The organism is Pseudomonas sp. FP597 (genome assembly GCF_030687435.1).
Lineage (GTDB): Bacteria > Pseudomonadota > Gammaproteobacteria > Pseudomonadales > Pseudomonadaceae > Aquipseudomonas > Aquipseudomonas lactucae.
The window spans coordinates 339,382-361,594 of sequence record NZ_CP117432.1 but is presented as its reverse complement, the minus strand read 5'-3'; the positions used below and the strand labels follow the sequence as shown (position 1 = coordinate 361,594).

The 22,213-nt window shown below is 56.5% G+C and carries 17 protein-coding genes, 1 tRNA gene and 1 pseudogene; 9 read left to right on the top strand and 10 right to left on the bottom strand.

Translation table 11 applies throughout. The features are described from left to right. Window positions 1–292: 292 nt before the first annotated feature. From PSH66_RS01645 to PSH66_RS01615, 7 genes are all read left to right on the top strand, one after another. Window positions 293–1,645, top strand: a complete 1,353-nt coding sequence (locus tag PSH66_RS01645) for a TolC family outer membrane protein (RefSeq protein ID WP_003171076.1) — start codon at window positions 293–295, stop codon at window positions 1,643–1,645. A gap of 44 nt (window positions 1,646–1,689) precedes the next feature. Next, window positions 1,690–3,843 carry a type I secretion system permease/ATPase gene (locus PSH66_RS01640; protein WP_078731137.1) on the top strand — a complete coding sequence of 718 codons (2,154 nt, stop codon included), beginning with the start codon at window positions 1,690–1,692 and terminating at the stop codon, window positions 3,841–3,843. Beyond that, window positions 3,833–5,209 (top strand): HlyD family type I secretion periplasmic adaptor subunit, encoded by a 1,377-nt coding sequence (locus tag PSH66_RS01635; protein ID WP_042944044.1) that lies wholly within the window; start codon window positions 3,833–3,835, stop codon window positions 5,207–5,209. The genes PSH66_RS01640 and PSH66_RS01635 overlap by 11 nt, the downstream gene beginning before the upstream one ends. 121 nt (window positions 5,210–5,330) lie before the next feature. Then, window positions 5,331–5,406 (top strand) — tRNA-Thr (locus PSH66_RS01630). Window positions 5,407–5,570: 164 nt separating this feature from the next. After that, window positions 5,571–6,899 carry an integrase arm-type DNA-binding domain-containing protein gene (locus PSH66_RS01625; protein ID WP_305428260.1) on the top strand — a complete coding sequence of 443 codons (1,329 nt, stop codon included), beginning with the start codon at window positions 5,571–5,573 and terminating at the stop codon, window positions 6,897–6,899. 905 nt (window positions 6,900–7,804) lie between these two features. Continuing rightward, on the top strand, window positions 7,805–8,785 hold the full coding sequence (locus PSH66_RS01620) for an integrase domain-containing protein (protein ID WP_305428259.1): 981 nt from the start codon (window positions 7,805–7,807) through the stop codon (window positions 8,783–8,785). Continuing rightward, on the top strand, window positions 8,782–9,066 hold the full coding sequence (locus tag PSH66_RS01615; RefSeq protein ID WP_305428258.1) for a hypothetical protein: 285 nt from the start codon (window positions 8,782–8,784) through the stop codon (window positions 9,064–9,066). Before PSH66_RS01620 ends, PSH66_RS01615 begins: the two co-directional genes overlap by 4 nt. Before the next feature lie 176 nt (window positions 9,067–9,242). Here PSH66_RS01615 and PSH66_RS30025 read toward each other — a convergent pair whose 3' ends face one another. From PSH66_RS30025 to PSH66_RS01570, 10 genes and pseudogenes are all read right to left on the bottom strand, one after another. Beyond that, window positions 9,243–9,956 (bottom strand): methyl-accepting chemotaxis protein, encoded by a 714-nt coding sequence (locus PSH66_RS30025; protein WP_370694838.1) that lies wholly within the window; start codon window positions 9,954–9,956, stop codon window positions 9,243–9,245. 192 nt (window positions 9,957–10,148) lie between these two features. Next, a pseudogene (locus PSH66_RS30020) lies at window positions 10,149–11,033 on the bottom strand (methyl-accepting chemotaxis protein); the annotation flags it as partial. A gap of 281 nt (window positions 11,034–11,314) precedes the next feature. Next, window positions 11,315–11,923, bottom strand: a complete 609-nt coding sequence (locus tag PSH66_RS01605; protein ID WP_057722243.1) for an ANTAR domain-containing response regulator — start codon at window positions 11,921–11,923, stop codon at window positions 11,315–11,317. A gap of 4 nt (window positions 11,924–11,927) precedes the next feature. Then, on the bottom strand, window positions 11,928–13,079 hold the full coding sequence (locus tag PSH66_RS01600) for a transporter substrate-binding domain-containing protein (RefSeq protein ID WP_122277259.1): 1,152 nt from the start codon (window positions 13,077–13,079) through the stop codon (window positions 11,928–11,930). A 9-nt stretch (window positions 13,080–13,088) separates the two neighbouring features. Continuing rightward, window positions 13,089–14,090, bottom strand: a complete 1,002-nt coding sequence (locus tag PSH66_RS01595) for an asparaginase (protein ID WP_305428256.1) — start codon at window positions 14,088–14,090, stop codon at window positions 13,089–13,091. A 5-nt stretch (window positions 14,091–14,095) separates the two neighbouring features. Next, the gene (locus PSH66_RS01590; protein WP_072339208.1) at window positions 14,096–14,803 is read right to left on the bottom strand and encodes an ABC transporter ATP-binding protein; all 708 of its coding nucleotides are present in this window, start codon (window positions 14,801–14,803) and stop codon (window positions 14,096–14,098) included. After that, a complete protein-coding gene (locus PSH66_RS01585) occupies window positions 14,800–16,611 on the bottom strand; it encodes an ATP-binding cassette domain-containing protein (protein WP_305428255.1) in 1,812 nt (603 codons plus the stop codon). Before PSH66_RS01585 ends, PSH66_RS01590 begins: the two co-directional genes overlap by 4 nt. Beyond that, on the bottom strand, window positions 16,604–17,437 hold the full coding sequence (locus PSH66_RS01580; protein ID WP_305428254.1) for a branched-chain amino acid ABC transporter permease: 834 nt from the start codon (window positions 17,435–17,437) through the stop codon (window positions 16,604–16,606). The genes PSH66_RS01585 and PSH66_RS01580 overlap by 8 nt, the downstream gene beginning before the upstream one ends. A gap of 58 nt (window positions 17,438–17,495) precedes the next feature. Then, window positions 17,496–18,659 carry a substrate-binding protein gene (locus PSH66_RS01575; RefSeq protein WP_305428253.1) on the bottom strand — a complete coding sequence of 388 codons (1,164 nt, stop codon included), beginning with the start codon at window positions 18,657–18,659 and terminating at the stop codon, window positions 17,496–17,498. Window positions 18,660–18,698: 39 nt separating this feature from the next. Next, entirely contained in the window at window positions 18,699–19,595 is an 897-nt protein-coding gene (locus PSH66_RS01570) for a nitrilase family protein (protein WP_305428252.1), read from the bottom strand. A gap of 571 nt (window positions 19,596–20,166) precedes the next feature. On the opposite strand from PSH66_RS01570, the gene PSH66_RS01565 reads away from it, so the two are divergent. Both PSH66_RS01565 and PSH66_RS01560 read left to right on the top strand, forming a co-directional pair. Further along, window positions 20,167–21,324, top strand: coding sequence for an ATP-binding protein (locus tag PSH66_RS01565; protein WP_305428251.1), 1,158 nt, complete (start codon window positions 20,167–20,169; stop codon window positions 21,322–21,324). A gap of 395 nt (window positions 21,325–21,719) precedes the next feature. Further along, window positions 21,720–22,151 (top strand): hypothetical protein, encoded by a 432-nt coding sequence (locus tag PSH66_RS01560; RefSeq protein ID WP_141064601.1) that lies wholly within the window; start codon window positions 21,720–21,722, stop codon window positions 22,149–22,151. Window positions 22,152–22,213 lie beyond the last annotated feature (62 nt).

Below are 22,213 nucleotides of genomic sequence, written 5' to 3'. Positions count from 1 at the left end.
AAGGAGACCGGCCCGCTCGCCGCTGCCGATTCAGATAGTTGGAGTACACATTTTTTCGAAAATATATTGGCGTCAATATTTTGTTGTTTCGTGAGAAAAATTACTTTCCCGTCAAGGTATTGACCTATTGGACGCCATCCTAAACAATCCGCCTCGTAATGTCACATTGATATTTAAGCGGCCTCGCGACTTTCTGTTTGCGCCTTTCGGCGTCCAAGAAAAACGGGCATTTCGAGTTGCCACTCCAATTTGTTGCGGTTTTTCAGGCAACCAATCCTCGGGAAAAAATAGAATGCGTTTGCACCTTCTTAAAGTTATGCCTTTTGCTCTGGCCGCCGGTTTCGTCCAGGCTCAAACCCTTCCCGAAGCGATGCAGGACGCGGTGAAAAACCATCCGGAGATCCAGGCGGCTATCAATGCGCGTATTGCCGCCGACTACCAGGTCAGAGAGGCCCAGGGCGGCTACCTGCCTAAAGTCGACCTGCTGGGCGGTTATGGCCGTGAAAGCTCGGACAACACCTCGACCCGCGCCGCGAGCAATAGCCATGACTGGAAAACCCTGAACCGCGGCGAGTCGACCATCCGACTTCAGCAAAATTTGTTCCAAGGTTTCGGCACCATCAATGAAGTGGGCCGCCAACAAGCCACCGCCAACTCCCGTGGCTATGCGCTGCTCAATACCTCCGAGCGCACCGCACTGACGGTTGCCCAGGTTTATCTGGATGTCTTGACCCGTCGCGAGATGGTGCAACTGGCAGAAGACAACCTGAAAAGCCACGAACGTATTTTTGACCAGATCAAACTGCGCACCAGCCGTGGCGTCGGCAGAATGGCGGACATGGACCAGGCCGAAGCCCGACTGGCTCAGGCTCAAAACAACCTGATCACCGAACAGACCAACCTGGCGGATGCCAATACCAACTTCCTGAGCGTAGTCGGCAAAGAGCCCGATCAGCTCGAAAAGCCAATGGGCATTGTGACCGCGCTGCCGGCCAGCCTGGATGAAGCACGCCGCCAGATGGTTGCGGACAGCCCGGTATTGCGCTCGGCCGAGTCGGATATCGCCGCTGCCGAAAAGCAGTACGAAGCCGCCAAGTCGACTTTCTACCCGCGCTTTGATGCCGTGCTGCAACGCTCAGCCAATAACAACATCGGCGGCGAAGAAGGCCATGACAATGGTTATTCCGCCATGCTGAACATGCAGTTCAACCTGTACAACGGCGGCAGCGACAAGGCCAGCCTGCAGTCCAAGGCCTCCCAGGCCAGCCAGGCGCTGGATATTCGCAACAATGCGCTGCGCCAGCTGAATGAAGAACTCGGTTTGGCGTGGAACGCCTACAATAACGCGAGCCAGCAGGTGCCGATCGCACAGCAATACGTGGACCGCAGCAATAAAGTGCGCACCTCGTACCAGCAGCAGTTCAGCCTGGGCGAACGTACACTGCTCGACCTGCTCGACAGCGAGAACGAACTGTTCACCGCTCAGCAGCGCCTAGCACAGATCAAAAACCTGCACATCTATACGCAGTACCGCATCAAGGCCGATATGGGCCAATTGCTGAGAAGTCAGGGCGTCGTTGCGCCGCTGGCATCGGTTGTGCAGAACGAAGTCAAAACGAAGGTAAACCTGCCAGGGATGAACTGATTCTTGACGGCGTGAACCACTCAACCGTTTAAGAGAGAGTCAGCTTGGATTCTGAAATAGGTGTGGCGCAGCTCAACCATGACCCGCGCAGTCAGCATGACGACCCCTTGCTGGACGGGTTGTTGACGCTCTGCTCCTTGCATTACAAGCCTGCCAGCCGGGCTATGCTCACCACAGGCCTGCCCCTGGCGGGGCAGCGCCTGAGCCCGGATCTACTGCCCCGCGCAGCGGCCCGGGCAGGTTTGCAGGGCCGTTTGCTGCAGCGCAAGCTGGAGCAGATCCCGTCCATTGCATTGCCGGCCTTGCTGTTACTGAAGGAAGGTCGCAGTGCGGTGCTGTTGGGATGGGAGGGGGACACCGCCCGCCTGCTGCTCAGCGAAAGTGACGGCGGCGAAGTCCAAGTCACCCGTGAAACGCTGAGTCAAGATTACAGCGGTCGGGTTTTTTTCGCGCAGCCGCAACATAAATTTGACGTCACCAGCGGCACGTTGATCCCGCGCGCGCGCTCGTGGTTCAAAGACACCCTCAAGCGTTCGCGCTGGCTATATGCCGACGCCATCGCCGCCAGCCTGGTGATCAACCTGATCGCCCTGGCCGCGCCACTGTTTGTGATGAACGTGTATGACCGCGTAGTGCCGAACCAGGCCACCGCCACCCTGTGGGTGCTGGCCATCGGTATTTGCGGCGCCTACCTGTTCGACCTGTTGCTCAAGAGCATGCGCAGCCTGTGCCTGGACCTGGCGGGCAAGAAAACCGACCTGATCATTTCCGCGACGCTGTTCGAGCGCATCGTGGGCATGTCGATGAAAATGCGCCCGGCGCGCGTCGGCAGCTACGCCTCGAACATTCATGAGTTTCAGGGGATGCGCGACTTTCTCACCTCCCTGACCCTCGCCAGCCTGATCGATTTGCCGTTTACCCTGATCATCCTCGCGGTGATCGCGCTGCTCGGCGGCCACCTGGTCTGGATCCCCATCGTCGCCTTCCCGCTCGCCCTGGGCATCGGCCACTTCCTGCAAAAACCGCTGACCGCGACACTTGAGCGCACCATGGCTCTAGGGGCCGAACGCCAGTCGAGCCTGATCGAAACCCTCGCCGGGCTGGATGCGGTGAAGGTCAACAACGCCGAAAGCGAACGCCAATACCAGTGGGAACAAACCATCGGCACCCTCAGCCGCCTGGAGCTGCGGGTCAAGGTGCTGTCCGGCCTGGCGATGAACATCACGTTGCTGATCCAGCAAGTGGCGGGCGTGGCGATGATTATCTTCGGCGTGTACCAGATCATCGATGGCGTCCTGAGCATGGGCGGCCTGGTGGCGTGCTACATGCTCAGCGGTCGCGCACTCGGCCCGTTGGCGCAGCTGTCGGGCCTGCTGACGCGTTACCAGCAAGCCAAGGTGACGATGGTGTCGGTGGACCAGATGATGGAACTGCCGCAGGAACGCAACTTCGACGAACGCCCCCTCAGCCGCAAAACGCTGCAAGGCGCGATGGCGTTCCGCGAGGTCGACTTCACCTACCCGAACCAGCAGAACCTGGCGCTGCGAGGCATCAACCTGACTGTTCGCCCTGGCGAGAAAATCGGCATCATCGGCCGCAGCGGCTCGGGCAAAAGCTCGCTGGCCAAGCTGCTGGTGGGCCTGTATCAGCCGGACTCCGGCTCGCTGCTGGTGGACGGTGTCGACATCCGCCAGATCGACGTCAGCGAATTACGCCATAACATCGGCTACGTGGCCCAGGACATCCAACTGCTGGCCGGCACCTTGCGCGACAACCTCGTGTCCGGTGCCCGCTACGTGGACGATGAAATGGTGCTACAGGCGGCAGAACTCGCCGGCGTGCACGAATTCGCCAGGCTGCATCCCCAAGGCTACGAACTGCAAGTGGGCGAGCGCGGGCAAAACCTTTCCGGCGGTCAACGCCAGAACGTCGCCCTGGCCCGCGCACTGCTGCTGAACCCACCGATTCTGCTGCTGGACGAACCGACCAGCGCCATGGACAACACCGGTGAAGAACGCCTGAAACAACGTTTGCAGTCGGTTATCGAAAACAAGACGGTGATTCTCGTCACCCACCGTGCTTCGCTGCTGAGCCTGGTCGATCGCCTGCTGGTGATCGACCGTGGCCAGATCCTCGCAGACGGTCCAAAAGCGGCCGTCATGGAAGCGCTGAAAAAGGGGCAGATCAGTGTTGCTTAAGTCCGGTGCAGGCGGTTGGAAGAACGTTATCTTCCGCTATTTCAAAGGCAGCGACTCGCTCGATGACCAGCCATTGCCCGAGGTCGAAAAGGCGCTGATCGACGATGCGCCGCGCATCGTGCGCCTGACCATCTGGGGCGTGATCGGCTTTTTCGTGTTCCTGCTGTTGTGGGCGCACTTCGCGATTATCGACGAAGTCACCAAGGGTGACGGCAAGGCGATCCCGTCGTCGCGCATCCAGAAAATCCAGAACCTGGAGGGCGGCATCGTCGCGCAGATCTACGTACACGAAGGGCAGATCGTCGAAGCCGGCGCGCCGCTGGTGCGCCTGGACGACACGCGCTTTGCCTCCAACGTCGGCGAAACCGAAGCCGACCGCGTGGCCATGGAACTGCGCGTGGAACGCCTTAGCGCCGAGATCGAAAATCGCCCGCTGAACATCACCGAGGACGCGCGCAAAGCCGTGCCCAACCAGGCCTCGAACGAAGAATCGCTGTACCTGAGCCGTCGTCAGCAACTGGCGGACGAAATTGGCGGGCTGCAACAGCAACTGCTGCAACGCCAGCAAGAGTCGCGTGAATTCAGCTCCAAGCAGGAGCAATACCGCAACAGCCTGAACCTGCTGCGCCAGGAAATCGGCATGTCCGAACCCTTGGTCAAACAAGGCGCGATCTCGCCGGTAGAAGTGCTGCGCCTCAAACGCTCCGAAGTCGAAACCCGTGGCATGCTCGACGGCACCACCCTGGCCATCCCCCGCGCCCAGGCCGCCATCAACGAAGTGCAGCGCAAAATCGACGAAACCCGCGGCAAGTTTCGCAGCGAAGCCCTTGCCCAGCTGAACGAAGCCCGCACCAACCTGAGCAAGGCCCAAGCGACCTCCAAAGGCCTGGAAGACCGCGTCAGCCGCACCATGGTCACCTCCCCCGTGCGCGGCATCGTCAAACAGATGCTGGTCAACACCGTCGGCGGCGTAATCCAGCCCGGCAGCGACATGGCCGAAGTCGTCCCGCTGGACGACACCCTGCTGGTGGAAGCAAAGATCCGCCCACAAGACATCGCCTTCCTGCACCCCGGCCAAGAGGCGATGATCAAATTCACCGCCTACGACTACACCATCTACGGCGGCCTCAAAGGCAAACTCGAAACCATCGGCGCCGACACCGTGATGGACGAAGAGAAGAAAAACACCTTCTACATCATCAAACTGCGCACCGACCGCAGCCACCTGGGCACCGACGAGAAGCCATTGCTGATCATCCCGGGCATGGTGGCCTCCGTGGACATCATCACCGGCAAGAAAAGCATCCTGAGCTACCTGCTCAAACCGATCATCAAGTCCCGCGCAGAAGCACTGCACGAACGCTGATTTTTCGCGGGTGACGTAGGGAAATGCGGGGAGATTTGCGAAAACTTGGGTTTTCGCAAAAATAGTCAGATTTCAGGGGTTTACAGAACTCTGGCAGTCGCTATAATCGTCGCCCTAACACGCCGGTATAGCTCAGTTGGTAGAGCAACTGACTTGTAATCAGTAGGTCCCGGGTTCGACTCCTGGTGCCGGCACCACATTAGGCTCCATTGCATTCCACCGAATGCTCTGGAAGCCCCGAAAACCCGCCCTTTGGCGGGTTTTTTCGTTCCAGGACCCTCTGTCGGGATCCAACAAAATCCCCCTTCCCCAAGGGTATGTTAGGGGTACTGCGATTTCCCGGTCAGGAGCGCGTACCCCCATGCCACGTCTAGCGATCCCCCTCAGCGACCTGCAATGCCGCACGGCCAAAACCCGCGAACGCGCCTACAAGCTGTTCGACGGCGGAGGCATGTACCTTTTCGTCAAACCCAATGGCGTGAAGACCTGGCGCTTGAAGTACACCAAGCCCAGCGGCAAGGAAGGTACGCTCATCATCGGCAATTACCCCATCGTTACCCTTTCCGTCGCACGACGTAAGCGAGACGAAGCCAAGGCGTTGCTGCTCGACAACCTCGACCCAATGGAAGAAAAGAAGAAGGCCAAGATCGTAGCCCAGCGAGCGGCACTGCTTTTCCAAACCGTTGCCCTGGAGTGGCACGCCGACATGTCCCGTCGCTGGACCGAAGGACACGCAAAAACCGTGATGAGCCGACTGCGTACCCACGTCTTCCCGCTGATCGGCCAACGACCCATCGCTGAACTCGATACCCATGACCTGCTAGAGATCACCCAGCGCATCAAGGAACGCGGCACCATGGATGTGGCGTTACGGGTACAGAACTACTTATCCACCATCATGCGCGGGGCCAAAAGGGCCCGGCAGATCACCATGAATCCTGCACTGGATCTGGCAGGCTCGATTCACGCGCCGCGCACAGTCCATCGCCCGGCCCTCTCCCTCAACCGCCTACCCGAACTGCTAAACCGTATCGACAACTACAACGGCCGCGAACTGACGCGCCTCGCCGTCCTGCTGACGTTGCATGTATTCGTCCGCTCCAGCGAACTGCGCTTCGCTCGATGGAGTGAATTCGACTTCCAACGCGCCATGTGGGAAATCCCCGATACCCGCGCACCGATTGAAGGGGTACGCAACTCCACACGAGGGACCAAGATGAACGGCGACATTCAAATGGTCCCGCTCTCGCCGCAGGTCATCGAAATACTGGAGCGCCTGCGTAGCCTCAGTCGCTTCTCAGAGTTAGTGCTACCGGGCGACCACAAGTACTGGAAGCCCATGTCCGAGAACACGGTGAACACCATGCTGCGCAACGTCGGATATGACACCAGCAAGGACGTGTGCGGCCACGGCTTCAGGACTATGGCCTGTAGCGCCCTGCTGGAGTCCGGGTTATGGACCGACGCAGCCATCGAAAGACAAATGAGCCACAAGGAACGCAACCGTGTGCGCGCCGCGTATATCCACAAAGCTGAATTTCTGGAGCAGCGCCGGCTGATCATGGCGTGGTGGAGCAACTACATTGATGCCAATCGCAGCGGCCATGTAACGCCTCACGAATTCGCTCACCCAGTCGGCGACAACATCACGGCCCTACAAAATAACCGTGGCGCATCCAAACGTGGGTAAGCCAATGAGATCACCGCAATCCGCCCTTCCACGCGGGTCCATCCAAGCGGGGCTGCAAAGCCGCCCTGCTTGGATGGACCTCACTTAAAAAATCTAAAGCCCACGCAACTGTCTGTGGAAAACCACTGATTTCCACCGGTGGATAATTTCATCCACAGCCTCAGAACTCCCGAAAATTAGAGCCTTGACCCAAATTATCCACAGGCGTAGAAAAGATCGGGCAAAGCGCTGTCTTTGACAGCAACCCAGGTAGCCAGAACCTTTAAGGCTACGCCACACCGTGGTGGTTCTCCCAAAGTGCGATTAGCGTCCGGCGGCTCGCACGGTCACTCACCGAGTGATGGATGCCTACTTCAGATCATTGCCATTGTGGCAAATACATCCCTCTACCCAACTGCGCTGCAGCAACCTTTCCGCTTGGCCATTTCACTGCGCCAACCTGCGCCCGTCTCTTTCTCCCGGAAAGAGACGGGCGCTCCTACCGCTGCTGCAGCCCATCTCGTACGAGGCTTTGCGGCATTCCTCCTTGTGACAATCGGCGTGACAAACACCGAAGTCACCAGCAACAGCGATGCAGATGATGGTGCCGCAGCCCAAGGAATGGACTGCACCTGACTGACAGTGAGGCACGCCCCGGTCATCGCATTACTGCCTTCACCCGACTCAGAATCTCGCGGCACCGGTCTCGTCAGCCAGCGCAGCCTCCACCCGCCCACTTCCTAGGAAGTGCTCAGGAGACCAGATCATGAGATGCCCAAGCTCCCGGTCGTAAAGAGCCGTCAGTCCCGCGTTAGTGGACAACCCTCACAGGTCGCAGGGGCCTTGATCCCTGATAACACTCAACATCCTAGGCGGGATGACGTGGGGAAGGTTTCAAAGGTTTTGGCTTCGAGAGGAGTTTGATCATGGCATTGGTAGGTAGACGGGATGGACGAAATTTTGGCTATGGCCGACAACTGAGTTATGCCGGGCCGCAGGCGCTACGTGATCTGTTTGGCGGCGGGCATTACGGCACGGTGAAGGCGCACGGTGATCGCTGGCAGGCGTTTGTGCGGTGGTGTCGGTCGGAGGATGGGCCGGGGTTTAACGATGCGCGGCATATAAATCGGCAGATCTTATTGGACTATGCCGGACATCTGCGGCAGCAAGTTGAACATGGGGCTATAAACATCGCCACCGCACAAAACCGGTTATCCAGCGTGAACCGAACCATGGCTGCGCTTCGCGGTGATCAGTATGTGAAAGTGCCGAGTCCGAGCAAGGCGCTGGGAATGCGGCGTACCAGTGTTCGTCGCTCGGAGCCGCAAGGCCAGGACCGCGAACACGTGAAGCGGATCGTCGACGTGCTCTGCGAACATAAAATGCCGCGCGCCGCGGCCATCGCTCAGTTGGCGCGAGCCACCGGTATGCGCTTGCGCGAGGCCATTTTGGCCGACCTACCGCGTCTAAAACGAGAGGCTGAACAATACGGCAAGATCAACATCCAAGAGGGTACCAAAGGGGGCCGCTCAGGTGCCTTGGCACCTCGCTGGATTACGGTAGATGAGCATATTCGTGACGCTCTGAAGTTTGCCGAACAGGTCTCGCCTGAGGGTAGCCGCAACCTGCTTGCACCGGATGAACGCTATCTCGATTTCCAACGGGGAATCGTTCGTCCGGCACGGGACATCCTTCATACGCACAACCTAAAAGGCTTCCACGAGTTGCGGGCGGCCTATGCGTGCGAACGCTATGAGCAAATCACCCGGCATCTCGCACCCATCAACGGTGGCCGCTGCTACCAGCTCGACCGACGCCTCGATCAGGAGGCCCGAGCACAAATTAGCTGCGAATTGGGGCACGGTCGTATCGACGTGGTATCGGCTTACATCGGTGGCCGAGCATGAGCACGGCATTCGATATGGAGCTTTTCCTTGCTGGGGTGCTGACCGGGGCACATGTCACACGCGAACGTCACATCCGCCAGGCCAAGACTATTCAAGCAGCCATTTCTGAACGCTGGAACCGAGATAATCCATGGACATGGCAAAGAAAACATCTCGTTTGGTTTTTAAACCACCATATGAACTCAAACTCGAAATCGACGCGCTACTACTACCTGCTGACCGTGCGCTTGCTTGCTCATCGCCTAGGTAAGTCCTGGCGGTTCACCGCTAGTAGAAGGTAAAAGCCGGCCAATAGACGTCATTCAGATATGTCTATGAAATCGGAGTCGGCTCAGGTCTCCCAAGCCAAGACCTGCTTTGGTAAAAAGATCTGGTAGTAGTTCGATCATGACATCGCCGCCTCCATTTGCAGTGTCCAAGGATTTAACGGTCCGACGATCCTCAAGACTTTCGACCTTCAGTCGTTAAATTTACCTACGGTTTCCGACAGACTCTGTCCGAGCAATCGAAGGCCCTCACTGGATCTCTCCAGGCGTTCTCCAACATTTGCACTGCTTTCGCTAACTTCACGAACACGAGTCATACTTAGCGCCACCTGAGTCGCCAGGGTTCTCTGGGACTCGGCGGCAATGGCAATGTGCTGGTTGAGTTCATCAATACTCGCGATGGCCAGCGAGATGTCGTCGAGAGCCGTTGCTGCATGGTCGGCCAGCAGGACAACGTTACGGGTCAACGCCCTACTACTTTCCATGCGCTCCACGGCGGTATCTGCTCCGTTCTGGAGCTGTTGCATGAGCTGTTCAATCTGCACCGTCGACTCGCGCGTGCTCATAGATAAAGCACGAACCTCATCGGCGACTACGGCAAATCCTCGCCCCTGTTCACCCGCCCGTGCAGCCTCGATAGCAGCATTGAGTGCGAGCAAATTGGTTTGCTCGGAAACAGACTTAATGACATCGAGAGCTTTGCCAATCTGGATGCTCTCGTGACGCAGGTGACGCATCGCGTCAGTAGAGGCTTCGATATCGCCCGACAGATGAATTATTTGCTGAGTGACACGCTGAACAACCTCTCCCCCGCTACTGACCCTGTTACGCGCCTGCTCGGTTTCAATGCTTGCGCGCTCGGCATTGAGGGCGACTTGCTCAGCCGTTGCGGAAACCTTGCACATGGCTTCCAGGGTCTGCTCGGTTTCCAGGAGCTGTTGCCTGACATCACGTTGCGTCTGAGCAGATATCAACGAAAGCTCTGAGGTATCAGCCCCCAATTGTGCGATGCCTGACCCCATATGGCTGACCAGCCCCCGAATGCTTGCCACCATGACATGCACCGTGGACTGGAGGTCGCCAAGCTCATCCTTGCGCGCTACAGTGAAAAAAGGATCGCCCAGCCTTCCCGCAGCTACCCGTTTGGCGAGGATCAGGATTTCATTCAACGGGGACACGATCGAGCGCCGGATAACCCAACACGCCAGCAGGCTGACCACGATGGCCATCACCGCCGCCCCGAGCAGCAATTTCTCTGCCCGGCTCCCGGCATTGAGCATCAGCGCCTGCTCCTCGGACGATGCATGGCGAGCCAACGCCAAGACCTGATCAGCCTGACCCCGCATTTTTTGCGCGCTCAATCGACTCTCTGCCTGGCTGTCACTAAAGGTGTCGAACCGCAGCCGATATTGCTCCAGATTTTCCTTGGCCATTTGCAGGGGTTGCTGCTGGGCTGGAGGTAAATACGTGAGCAAATGGTCGATGGCTGTTTGGGTATCAGCCATTGCCATGTCCCAAGCGGCACGGTGGTCATCGTCGGGTTCGAGAATGAAGGAGGCTTCACGATCACGCACACTCAATAGTTTGCGCATCAATGCCGCCGTCTGATCAAGATCGGTCAGCCTGTCGCTGGATATGGCAGCCTGCCTGGCGTCACCGTTCAAGTTATCGAGCAGATCAAGAAAGACCAATTCGAAGCTTTCTGCCGCCGTACGCGCCTGATCCTGCATCCCCAATTGCGCGAGATATCCAGCGTTCAACAGGCCGGCATAAGCTTCGAATTGCGCTTGATAGAGATCGATAGCCTCCAGCATCCCTGACCAGGGTTTATCAGGCGTTTTCTGTTCAAGCAGCAAGCTTTTAAGCGTTTCGACAGCGACGGCAAGCGACTGCTTGATCTCTTGCTGTTGATCATCGGCACGACTCAACGCAAAGCTGTTTTCGGCGACTCGGGCACGCAGCACCCGTTCATTGATAACCATGACCTTGTTCAGCTGTTCATTGCCATTGAACAGAGAGTGCTGACTCACTAAAGCCGTAGCAATAACCCCAATGGTTACCAACACGGCGAGCGCAAAACCAAACGCCAGTTTGCCGCCGACCGGGAGGTCGCCAAGAGCGCGTTTAAAAAATCCAGGCGATATCGGGCCAGGCCGAGACTCACCCGTGAGGCGGGAATCAAGCATTGTCATAGGGGTTTTCTTGTTTTAGTGGCTGTAGGCACTCGTTACAACGAGTGCAAACGGATCGCGGCGCGCCAGGGCTAAAGCTTCAAACCAAGCCGTTCCATGGCCTCATGGGCCTCGATGATCATCCCGGACACCTCGGCGACGGTTACATGCAGCTTGGTTGCCCGAGATCTCATGTGTTCGTAAGCCTGAGTCTCGGTCAGGTTTTGGCGTTCGACCAACACCCGAATGGCTTTTTCGATCTGTCGACGGGATTTTATGGTCAACTCCAGTTTGTCGATCTTCCCCTGCAAGCGTTCCTGGTAGCTGTACGAGGCTCTGGCCAGTACCAGCGTGCTAAGAATTCCGGAAGATCGAAACGGTTTTGAAATCACTCCGTGAGCGCGCGTATCGAGCAACAACTTCAAGATGGTCGGGCTTTCGTAGTCGGAAAGCGCGATGAGTGCCGCGTTGACGGAGGCGCCCGACCAGATCTTATTGCCTTCCAGCTCTTGCGTAATCTGAAAGAGAATGACGTCGACGTCCGCAGGCGGCTCTGAGGGGAATGGCCAGACGATCTTCACGCGGCAGCCAATTCTTTTCAGTTGCTGCATGACAATATCGCGGTCATCCCCAGGGGGATAAACAAACGCAACGCAGATGCTGCGCAAATCTTCATAGAGACGGCGAAGGCTGGAACTCATGGCGTTACCTCAACCAAAACTCAGAGAACCCGAAAGTGGAGAGGTAAGGATCGGGTTTGACCGGCCCCGAACCTTCCCATACGACGTCGAACTGCCCATCACTGCGGCAGATGCCGATCCGGGGCGTCAGGGCGCAATGGTTATTTTCCGCATCAATCGCTATTGGCCCTTCTGGCGAAGCGAACTTCACCTTGTGTACAGCGTCGACTAATTTGCGCCTGTCCAGACTACCAGCTCGCTCCAGAGCACGCGCAAACAGGTGAACCTGGGAATAGGCCATTTCCGACCAGGTACTGGTTGGCCGATCACCGAATCGTGTGCGCCAAAGCTCAATGAACCGTTGATTACTGTCGTTGCGCAGCGAACCGAAATAGGTGGCGGCGGTGATGTGGCCTTCACACAGTTGCGGCCCGATCAAACGGATTTCTTCTTCGGTCATGGAGAGGCTGGCAATGGGCATTTTTTTGGGATCTAGCCCATGCTCGCCATACAGCTGATAGAAAGACCGGGCCGACTGTCCGACCAGGGTCGAGAAAACAACATCCGGCTGGGCTTCGCGGATTTCATTCAAAACGTCCTTGAGCTGCTCTACGCCTGCGTCGATGGGCAGGTAGACCTCATCCACAATTTCGCCGCCGTATTGTTCAACGACGTCCCTCATGATGCGATTGGATTCACGCGGATAGATGTAGTCCGCGCCCACCAAAAAGAACCGGGTGCCCTTGTTTTGCAACAGGTAGGCGGCCAGTTGAATGCTGTTCTGATTGGGTACGGCGCCGGTATAAATGATGTTTGGTGAATATTCGAACCCTTCATAGAACGAGCAATACCAGAGCAACGCGTTATGGCGTTCGATGAGCGGCAGCACCGCTTTTCGGCTGGAAGATCGGGAACAGCCAAAAATTACGTTGATCTCATCTTCGATCAGCAACTTGCCGGTCAAGCGTCGGTATTCTTCCGCAGACCCCTTCGGGTCATATGCGGTTGGAATCAACGGCAGATTCAGGACGCCACCCAGGGAGTTTATTTCCTCGATCGCCAGCGCAGTACCAAAAAAATGTTCGGACTCGGTGACACCGGTAGCACCCGAGCGCGAGTACAAGATGCCGATAGGCCACCCCTGATCTTTAGTGACTGCTGTCTTGGTGCTTGGCATGACGCTCACCTATTGATCAAAAATGTCTTGTAGTTCGGTTGCGGACCTGAGGCTTTGGATAGCCAACATCAACAATATCCTCGCTTTCTGCGGACTTAGGTCATTGGCGAAGATGACACCAGCCTCTTTCAAAGTACTGCCGCCCCCGGCAAAGCCATAGAGAGGCCTGACCCGACCACGAGGTACGCGGGTGGCAACGACCACCGTGATACCGGCGTCGATGGCCTGCGAAATGGCCGCATACACCTCGGCATTCACATTTCCCGCCCCCAGCGCCTGGATGACGATCCCCCTGGCGCCCGCCTGCACGGCAGCGTTCAACGAGGAGGCGTCGGCGCCGGCGTACATAGCTACGATGTCAACGCGAGGCAAGCTGTCTCGCCCCAGCGACAAGTATTGTCGACGACAGGATGAGCGATAAAAAATGACCGTATCGCCGTCCACTCTTCCGAGAAAACCGGCGTCGCCCGAGTTGAACGACTCAACGTCCGAGGTGTGGGTTTTGCTGACTTCCCGTGCGGCGTTGATCTGATCGTTCAGGACCACCATCACGCCCTTGCCCGAAGATTCAGGCTCAACGCAGACCCTGGCACCGCTCATCAGGTTGCGTGGCCCGTCGAAGTCCGATTCGGATGCATTGCGTTGAGCACCGATAAGCACAACAGGCTTGCGGCACGTCAATGTCAAGTCGAGAAACCACGCGGTCTCTTCAAGGGTGTCGGTGCCGTGTGACACCAGCACACCCGCGATATCCTGACGGGCCAACGCGGCTTCAATGATCTGATGCAGCTGTACCCAGCGCTGCGGCCCCATTTCGACTGACGGGACATTGGACAGGTTGTTGATTTCGAGCCGCGCGATCTTCGCGATGGCAGGAACGACCTTGATCAAGTCGCTGCCCGACAACGCAGGTATCGGGGCTGACGTCGAAGGGTCAACTTGCATGGCAATTGTTCCGCCTGTTGCGATGAACAGGCACAACGGAAGGTCGTCAGAGCTGGACAGGGCCATAAGCGTCACACCCTCAGATGGTTGAAAATGGCTTCGGTAGCACCCGGCGCGCGGGCGTCGCCTTCCTCTTCGATCTCACCTTGTTTAAGCACCAAGTATCGATCCGCCACCTTCAATGCGAACGGCACATTTTGCTCGATAAGCAGCAGGGTCGTGCCGTGGAGTTGCCGCTCGTGCACCAGTGCGACAGCGATCCGGTCAATCACCGAGGGCTGCAAGCCTTCAGTGATTTCGTCCAGCAAAATGATGGAGGGGCGCATCATTAACGCGCGCGCCACCAGCAGCATTTTTTGCTCACCTCCCGACAGCGTGCCGGCGTACTGCTTCAGACGGTCCTTGAAAACCGGGAACACGGATTCTATGGCAGCGAAACGCTCATCGAACAACGCGTCTTTCTCGAGCCCCATACGCAGGTTGTCCCGGATGCTCAGTTCGGTGAAAAGCGCTTTTTCCTGAGCCGCATAAGCAATACCTACTTGTGCGACTCGATGAGGCGACAGTCGGGTAATGTCACAGGCGTTGACTTGAACAGTGCCTTGTTTCTTGGGCAGGTACCCCATGATGGTCTTGAGCAACGTCGTCTTGCCCATGCCGTTCTTGCCCAGCAATGCGACCGCTTCGCCGGCCGCGACTTTGAACGACATATCCCGTAGGACGACGGACGCCCTGTAACCGCTCGTGACTGAATTCAGTTCCAATGTGGCACCGTTCATACGACCTCCTGTGGAGCAAGTGCAGATCCGGCATAAATCGTCTTGACCAAATCCGAATTGACGACTTCTTCGAAAGTGCCCTGCATGACCATCGTCCCTTGGTGTAATACCACGATTCGGGTAGCGATCTGTTCCACAAAATCCAGATCGTGTTCAACCAGCAGGCAGCACAACTTGTAGCGGTTTGCGAGCATGGAAAGCACCACACCGATTTGCGTGCGCTCGGTCTTTGTCAGCCCTGCGGTAGGCTCGTCGAGCAGCACGATACGAGGTTCCAGGGCCAGCACCATGGCCAGTTCCAGCGCTTGCTGTTCACCGTGCGACAAGTCTCGAGCGACCACGTCCAGCATGCTATCCAACCCGGTAACCCGCAGAACGTCCAAGGCATAGGATGGCAAGGCCAACGTATCCGCCCGAGTGAAAAACAAGGGTCGTTCGTGAAGGGTTCCGGCCATACGCAGACACTCGGCGACGGTCAGGGATTCGAAAATATTGGCATTTTGAAATTTGCGCCCGAGACCAAAACGGACGCAGGCCTCAGCCGGAAGCCGACGGATATCGTTACCGCACAGATGCACCGTCCCGGATGTACGGTCAGCCCCGTCGCTCATGCACCGCATCAGCGTTGTTTTACCGGCACCATTGGGGCCGATCAGTCCAACCAGATCACCGGCCTCGGCCTTGAGGTTGATCCCCTGCAGTACCTTGAGCGAACCATAACTCTTGGTGACGTCCTCCATTAGAAGCGCAGGCACGCCATCCGATTCGGGAACCGCTTTCCCTTCACGTTCAACCAGCGCCGGTACTCGCCGCGAACGTGCACCGAAACCGAGGGGCTTGAGCAGAGCCGGGACGATCCCCTGCGGCAACAAGACGATCACAAGCACGAAAGAGAGGCCGAGGATCAGTTGCCACAAAAACGGCATGCGGCTGCCGAGATAGGCCGTTGCGACGTTAATCAGAATCGCCCCCGCCATGGGCCCCCACAACGTGCCGCGTCCACCCAGCGCAACCCAGATGATCAGCTCGGTACCCAAGACGAAACCGGACAACTCGGGCGCCACCACGCCACTGAAAGCGCCGTAGCCAAAACCTGCGATCCCTGTAATCGCCGCAGTGGCGATCAGCAGAAGGATTTTGATGTTCGGGACGTTGATCCCCAGGTACGCACATCTGGACTCGTTGTCACGTATCGACGCCAGCACACGCCCGGCATCACTGCGCACGAACAGCCAGGCGAAAAGCCCTATCAGCGCCACGCCACTCCCGGCGATCCAGTACCAGGCATTGAGCGACAAGTCGAAGGTGTCATAGCCGGTCAGGCCCGAACTGGAGCCCGTCCACTCCCCACCGGACAGCAGCAACTGGGTCATTACGATGGGCAACACCAGCGAGATAACCGTGGCAAAAAACGGCGAGGCGCCCCGGTAGAAGGACAGCCACCCCACCAGCCCTGCAACCATCATCGGGACGACAATCGCGAGCCCGATGGCGATAGCAATGGAGCCAGGCGACAGGCCAAAGTGAGTAAAAACCAAGCCTGCGGCATACGCACCGATACCAAAAAACGCCGACTGCCCAAAGGTGAGATATCCGGTATAGCCCCACAGCACATCCACCGTGATAACGACGATCGCAAACAGAAAGGCCTTGATCAGCAGGTTGAGAACGTAGCTGTCGAAAATCCATGGGCCAGCGACCAGCAATGCGATGGCGATCAAAGCCAGCACGCCCGAACGGCCCCATGCTCCCTGACGACTGGACCCCGTGGATTGGGGGTTTGCCGCCTGCAACGTAGTGTTAGTCATGTGCGAACCCCTTTGGACGAATACGCAAGGTCAACGCCGCCAACACGGCAATCGTGAGTCCGCCAAGTACCGGGTTCGCATAGGTGCTCACGATAACTTGGCACGCACCAAATACCGCGCAAGTCACGAAAAGGCTGGGCATCGAATGCCCGGAGACCATGACGAGCATGAAGGCAGAAACCAGCCAGATAATCCCCATGCCTGGGTCAATACTCGAAAGCGGACTAATCAAGGCTCCGGCCAATGTGCCCAGGCCCGCGCCCAGGCTGAAGGTAATGAAGCGTATGCGCCCGGCATGGATGCCCAGGCCACTGGCCAATTCCTCGTTCATGATGACGGCGCGGGTTTTGACACCGAAGCGGGTGCCGTTGAGTAGCGCCGTCAGTAAGGCGCACAGGCCGAGAGCCAAGGGAATCAGCAGCAATCGATAGGCAGAGTAATCCGTTCCACCCAGCGACCAGGTTCCTGTCAGGGGCACGTCTGCAAACTTCACGTCCCGGCCAAAGGCGAGAATGATCAGCTGACCGATCACGATGCCCAGCCCCCAGGTTGCCAGGATGGCATCCAGAGGGCGTTTATAGAGTGGCCTAACAATCAAGTATTCGATGATCGCGCCAACGATCATTCCGGTCGCGAGAGCCAACGGCCACGCAAGCCAGGGACTCCATCCCAGTTGGGTCACGACAAACGCCGCATACCCTCCCATTGTCAGCAAGGCACCATGGGCGAAGTTGACGATTTTCATTATTCCGAAAATCATCATCAGGCCCGCAGTAACAATGAACAGCATGGCTATTGTTGTTGTTATATCTAGAATTAACACCATGACGTCTCCCTCCGGGGAGAATGCAACGTGAAGCGTTACTTAGTAATCAAGCAATGGACTATTTAAAATTCGGGCATTGAATACCTGGGCTGACTCCTTCTTGGGTTTCAAGAATGCGAATAGAACCATCGCTTTGTATTTGGCCCAAGCGCATGGCCAGGGGGGTATGACGGCTGGCATTCATCTGCACAACGCCGCGCGGTCCGACGATCGAGACATCTTTCAACGCATCTACAACCGCAGCGGAGTCGATGGAGTTGGCTTTTTCCACCGCGGCCTTGTAGAGAAAGAAGGCTTCATATTGCGGTTCGGAAAGTTCGTTTGGCGTGGACAGGTTCCCGGCAAACTTCTGGCCGAGGTCACTCAGGAATTTTTTATTTTCCGGTGTGTCGATGCTGGTCAAGTACGAAGCCGACATATACATGCCTGTTGCGACATCCCCCATGGTCTTGCCGGTGCCTTCGTCAATGGCCAGGTTGCCGTAAGGCAGTGTCAGCGCCGCTGCTTTCAACTGTTTGGCCAATGAGACGTTAGGTGCGCCACCTGCTGTGGCACTGATAAGCGCGTCAGGTTGCGTCGAGCGAATTTTTGAAATAACGGCGGTCCAGTCACTCCCGTCCATCGGCAAGTACTCTTCACCGATAACCTTTCCACCGTGTTGCTCAATGTACGCTTTAGTAAACTTGAGCATGCCCCGGCCAAAGGCGTAATCGCTACCGACAAGAAAGTAGTTTTTTGCCCCGAGCTTCTGGCTGAAGTAATCCACTACAGGGGCAACTTGCTGTTCTGGTACCCAACCGTTGACATACATCCACTTATTGCAAGAACGGCCTTCATAGAACGAGGTATAGATATAGGGCACGCGCCCACGGGAAATAACCGGCAAGGCGGCATTGCGCGCGGCGCTACTTTCCATCGCGATAATGGCGTTTACTTTCTTTTCCAGCACCAGCGTATCAAAGGCTTTCTGTGCACCTATTGCGCCGGAAGCATCATCAACAATCTCCAACTGCACCGGGCGACCGAGGATTCCCCCGGCGGCGTTGATTTGCTCCACAGCGAGTTCTGAGGACTGGACTACAGCCGGTGCCACGACACTATTGGCTCCTGACAACCCCACCGCGACACCAATCTTGATCGGTTCAGCGGCATGTCCCTGAGTTGCTACGAGTGCTGTAGCGGCAAGAACGGCGATGCGGATGAGGGTATAAGTGGATTTCATGTGAGTATCCTCAATCTTTTTTATTGTAGATAAGGGGGGTTAGTAGCGAGGTAGCTGCCAGCCGGTGCCCAGCATGGGGTCGTAGATATCGGTGCGTCGGTCACGCAGGACCGTGTTGAATGTCGTGAGGTGCCGGGATTGGCGGGACGCCTTCAGATTGATATCGGCGTAAAGGATTTGCTGGCGGTCTGCGCTGCCTGGGGCAGCCAATGGCCAACCGTCGGCGCCGACAATGATGCTGTTGCCCACAAAGAGCTGACCGCGCTCGGTGCCTACACGGTTAGCGCAAATGATGTTCAGACCGTTGACGTGCGCATTGGCCATGGCCAGGGTATTGGCCATGATCATGGCGCCGTTACCCTGCCCCGGCATTGGTACCCAGTTGGTTGGCATGCAGACGATATCCGCGCCTTGCATGGCCAGCAGCCGATAGACTTCCGGGAACCAGCCGTCATAGCAGATGATCATCGCCAAGCGGCCAAAAGGCGTATGGAACACCGGTAAACCAAAGTCGCCGACTTCGAAATACAGATGTTCGTCACCCCACAGATGGAGCTTGCGATAAGTCCCCACGTAACCTTCGGGGCCGACCATGACGGCAGCGTTGTAAAGCTTGTGACCCACTCGTTCGGCAACGCCGCCAATGACGTAAACATTGTGCTGACGGGCAGCGTCTTCCCACGCCTGGGTGCTGACGCCTGCCGGTACTGATTCCGCCAGTTCAAATGCCTCTTCACGACTGGAAAAGACATAACCGCTACTGACCAACTCGGGCAGTACAACGATCTGCGCACCGGCGCTGGCCGCTTCGGCGATCAAGCGCAGCGACACTTCCAGGTTTTCAGCCTTGCAGCCCACTCGTGGCTCCATTTGTACGGCTGCCACCGTGATGCTCGGAAATTCCTGGGTTTCGTCAGAGGATTTCAAAGTCGACATTTAAATTTTTCCAAAAAAAAACCCCCGACTGCGCTATTCACGCAAATCAGGGGCTTCTATAGCCGATATGTACTCAGCAATATTGCTGAGGGTCTACGATTTCTGACAAGAAAAGGCGACCTATGTGATGGAAGTTATACCGACCTTTCGAGCTATGTCAACGAATTTTTTAACGACAGAACCGAACCCTGCTGATGTGGCTACGCTCCAGCGTCAATCTTGCCAATCCTGCACCTATTCGCTTGTATTGAGTGGTGCCATCGAACCTAGCGAACACCTCCGGCTTGATTAGGATAATCGTAGGGATAGAAGCCTCTATAAATTAGCGTAATTACATTGTAAAACAGGTACTTATTTTTCTATTCGACTCCTGGTGCCACCATACAAAACGAAGCCCCTGCAGAAATGCAGGGGCTTTGTTGTTTCTGGGATATTCATCCTCGATCAACCCCTTCCCGCCTCACGCCGCCTCCTGTTGAATCACCTCTTTACACGCCAAAATTCCAGATTTCATCCTTCTAAATTATGTCCTGGCAATAATTATGGCGTATTCATAAAAAGGGATAATTGCATGAGCAGCATATTTCAGCGCGCTGAACTGGCCGAATCGATGGCAAACCAGCTTCTCAATCCAGGCGTATTGGATGAAGGTCTGCGCTCGGGTCTGTTTCTGTCCGGCCTGCGCCGCACGGGCAAAACGACATTTCTGAGAAACGACCTCATCCCAGCCCTGGAAGCAGCTGGCGCGCTGGTGATATACGTCGACCTCTGGAGCGACACGCTGGCCAACCCTGCGACCCTCGTGCACAACGCCATCTACAAAACCCTGACAGAACTGCAAACGCCGGGCTCGTCCGTCCTGGAAACGCTCAAGCGCGTCAGCAACATTGAGGTCGACGCAGCCGGATTCAAATTCGGCTTCAAACTCGACCGCATCGGCAACGCCAACGGCCCAACATTCGCGCAGGCATTCACAGAAGTCGTCGACCAAGCGAAGACCGATCTCGTGTTGATCATCGACGAAGTGCAACACGCTATTTCCTCGGATGACGGCAATCAGTTGCTCCTTGCACTCAAGGCTGCTCGTGACGCAATCAATCCGCGCCCCAATACACCGGGCTACTTCCTCTTTATCGGCACTGGCTCACACAGGGCGCAAGTGAGTGAGCTGACAGCTAAACGTAACCAGGCATTTTCCGGCGCGACATCGGCCGCGTATCCCCTGCTAAAGGGTGATTACGTTGAATTCCTGCTCAACCGACTGGCAATGACGGTGAAGAAGGAAAAGCTCCCCTCTCTCCAAGCCGCTACCGAAGCCTTCAACACCTTGGGGAATCGACCGGAGGAAATGCTTAAGGCCCTGCGCCAGCTCTTGCAACAGGACGGTGATCCTGATCTTTTTCTCCCCGTGATTGCCAGTACTTTGCGTTCGGCAGCGGCGAGTATTGAGCTGGAAAAAGTCGAACAGCTGGGCAGACTGGCTCAGGCGATTTTCAACAAGATCGCGGCTACGGAGGGTGATGCTCGGGGGATTTTCTCTACTGATGCAGCGGCGGAATATTCCAAGACGGTAGGTCGCGAGGTGCAAGTTGAAGAGATTCAGCCGGTGGTGATTGCCCTAGTGGCAGAGAACATCATCATGCGGCGCGGGCATGGGATTTATGCGATTACGGACCAGTTTGTTCAGGAGATTTGGTTGGAGGAGCGGGCGTTGATTGAGGGGAGTTAGGGGCACGCATAAAACACCTTTTTCTCGAGAATCGGAGAATCGTGGTTTGACCCCATTTTACGATTATCGTACCAATTCCAAAAACCCGGCCCGCTTGCGTAGTACCCGCTCAATTCACTGCACTTGGTTAGCAAAGTGGGGATGAGCGTAGACTATGCGGACATGGACTGGCGCACAGCTAATTTATCCACACTCATCAAAGTATTCGCGGGGAATGCACAAAAGCAGTGCATCGATTTACCCATGGTCACGCCTGGCGACTGGTAGGCATATCACATGTTTGAAGAGTGCACCGGTTCGCGGCGTTTAATTTCATAATGCCATGTGCGTTTTGGTGCGCGCTGACTAGACTTCGCAAACCCGGTGCATCCCGCCCGGTTCGATGCAGGCACGCCATGAAAAAATTAATTCTAATCGGCTGTTTGTCGTACATGAACCTCGCTTTGGCAGACTGTGATGCGAGTATGAAGGAAGGGCACCAACAGGCCAGCTCTGGAAATACTGCGTCGTCCATGGCTTCTGAAAGCCTCAAGCATTTCCAGCAGCTTATAGCCGACAAGGCCGACGACAGTATTATTTGTGATGCTGGAAAAGATACCCGAATGAAGACATACCTCACCGGGATCAAGTACAAGCATGCACGGCTCGCGTTCGTCAGTGCGATCAATACCTGTAGTGCTCCTTATGATGCTGAAGCGGCAAGCAACGCTGATTCTATGACATCGGCATACAACGCCAGCTTGGATCTGGTCAAAAAATATGACGGGATCCTTGGAGCACAGTGTGGAGCGCTGCCAACTGCACCGTTGTTGAATAATGCAAAATGACTTTCTGATCATCAAAGGGAAATAGGGAGGTCAGACCACGTTTTCAATTAACGAAAACCGTG

Excerpts from the sequence above, each read along its gene's own strand:
- PSH66_RS01645 (WP_003171076.1), top strand. The coding sequence starts at position 293 with ATGCGTTTGCACCTTCTTAAAGTTATGCCTTTTGCTCTGGCCGCCGGT.
- PSH66_RS01625 (WP_305428260.1), top strand. The coding sequence starts at position 5,571 with ATGCCACGTCTAGCGATCCCCCTCAGCGACCTGCAATGCCGCACGGCC.
- PSH66_RS01620 (WP_305428259.1), top strand. The coding sequence starts at position 7,805 with ATGGCATTGGTAGGTAGACGGGATGGACGAAATTTTGGCTATGGCCGA.
- PSH66_RS01615 (WP_305428258.1), top strand. The coding sequence starts at position 8,782 with ATGAGCACGGCATTCGATATGGAGCTTTTCCTTGCTGGGGTGCTGACC.
- PSH66_RS30025 (WP_370694838.1), bottom strand. The coding sequence starts at position 9,956 with ATGTGCAAGGTTTCCGCAACGGCTGAGCAAGTCGCCCTCAATGCCGAG.
- PSH66_RS01605 (WP_057722243.1), bottom strand. The coding sequence starts at position 11,923 with ATGAGTTCCAGCCTTCGCCGTCTCTATGAAGATTTGCGCAGCATCTGC.
- PSH66_RS01600 (WP_122277259.1), bottom strand. The coding sequence starts at position 13,079 with ATGCCAAGCACCAAGACAGCAGTCACTAAAGATCAGGGGTGGCCTATC.
- PSH66_RS01595 (WP_305428256.1), bottom strand. The coding sequence starts at position 14,090 with ATGGCCCTGTCCAGCTCTGACGACCTTCCGTTGTGCCTGTTCATCGCA.
- PSH66_RS01590 (WP_072339208.1), bottom strand. The coding sequence starts at position 14,803 with ATGAACGGTGCCACATTGGAACTGAATTCAGTCACGAGCGGTTACAGG.
- PSH66_RS01585 (WP_305428255.1), bottom strand. The coding sequence starts at position 16,611 with ATGACTAACACTACGTTGCAGGCGGCAAACCCCCAATCCACGGGGTCC.
- PSH66_RS01580 (WP_305428254.1), bottom strand. The coding sequence starts at position 17,437 with ATGGTGTTAATTCTAGATATAACAACAACAATAGCCATGCTGTTCATT.
- PSH66_RS01575 (WP_305428253.1), bottom strand. The coding sequence starts at position 18,659 with ATGAAATCCACTTATACCCTCATCCGCATCGCCGTTCTTGCCGCTACA.
- PSH66_RS01570 (WP_305428252.1), bottom strand. The coding sequence starts at position 19,595 with ATGTCGACTTTGAAATCCTCTGACGAAACCCAGGAATTTCCGAGCATC.
- PSH66_RS01565 (WP_305428251.1), top strand. The coding sequence starts at position 20,167 with ATGAGCAGCATATTTCAGCGCGCTGAACTGGCCGAATCGATGGCAAAC.
- PSH66_RS01560 (WP_141064601.1), top strand. The coding sequence starts at position 21,720 with ATGAAAAAATTAATTCTAATCGGCTGTTTGTCGTACATGAACCTCGCT.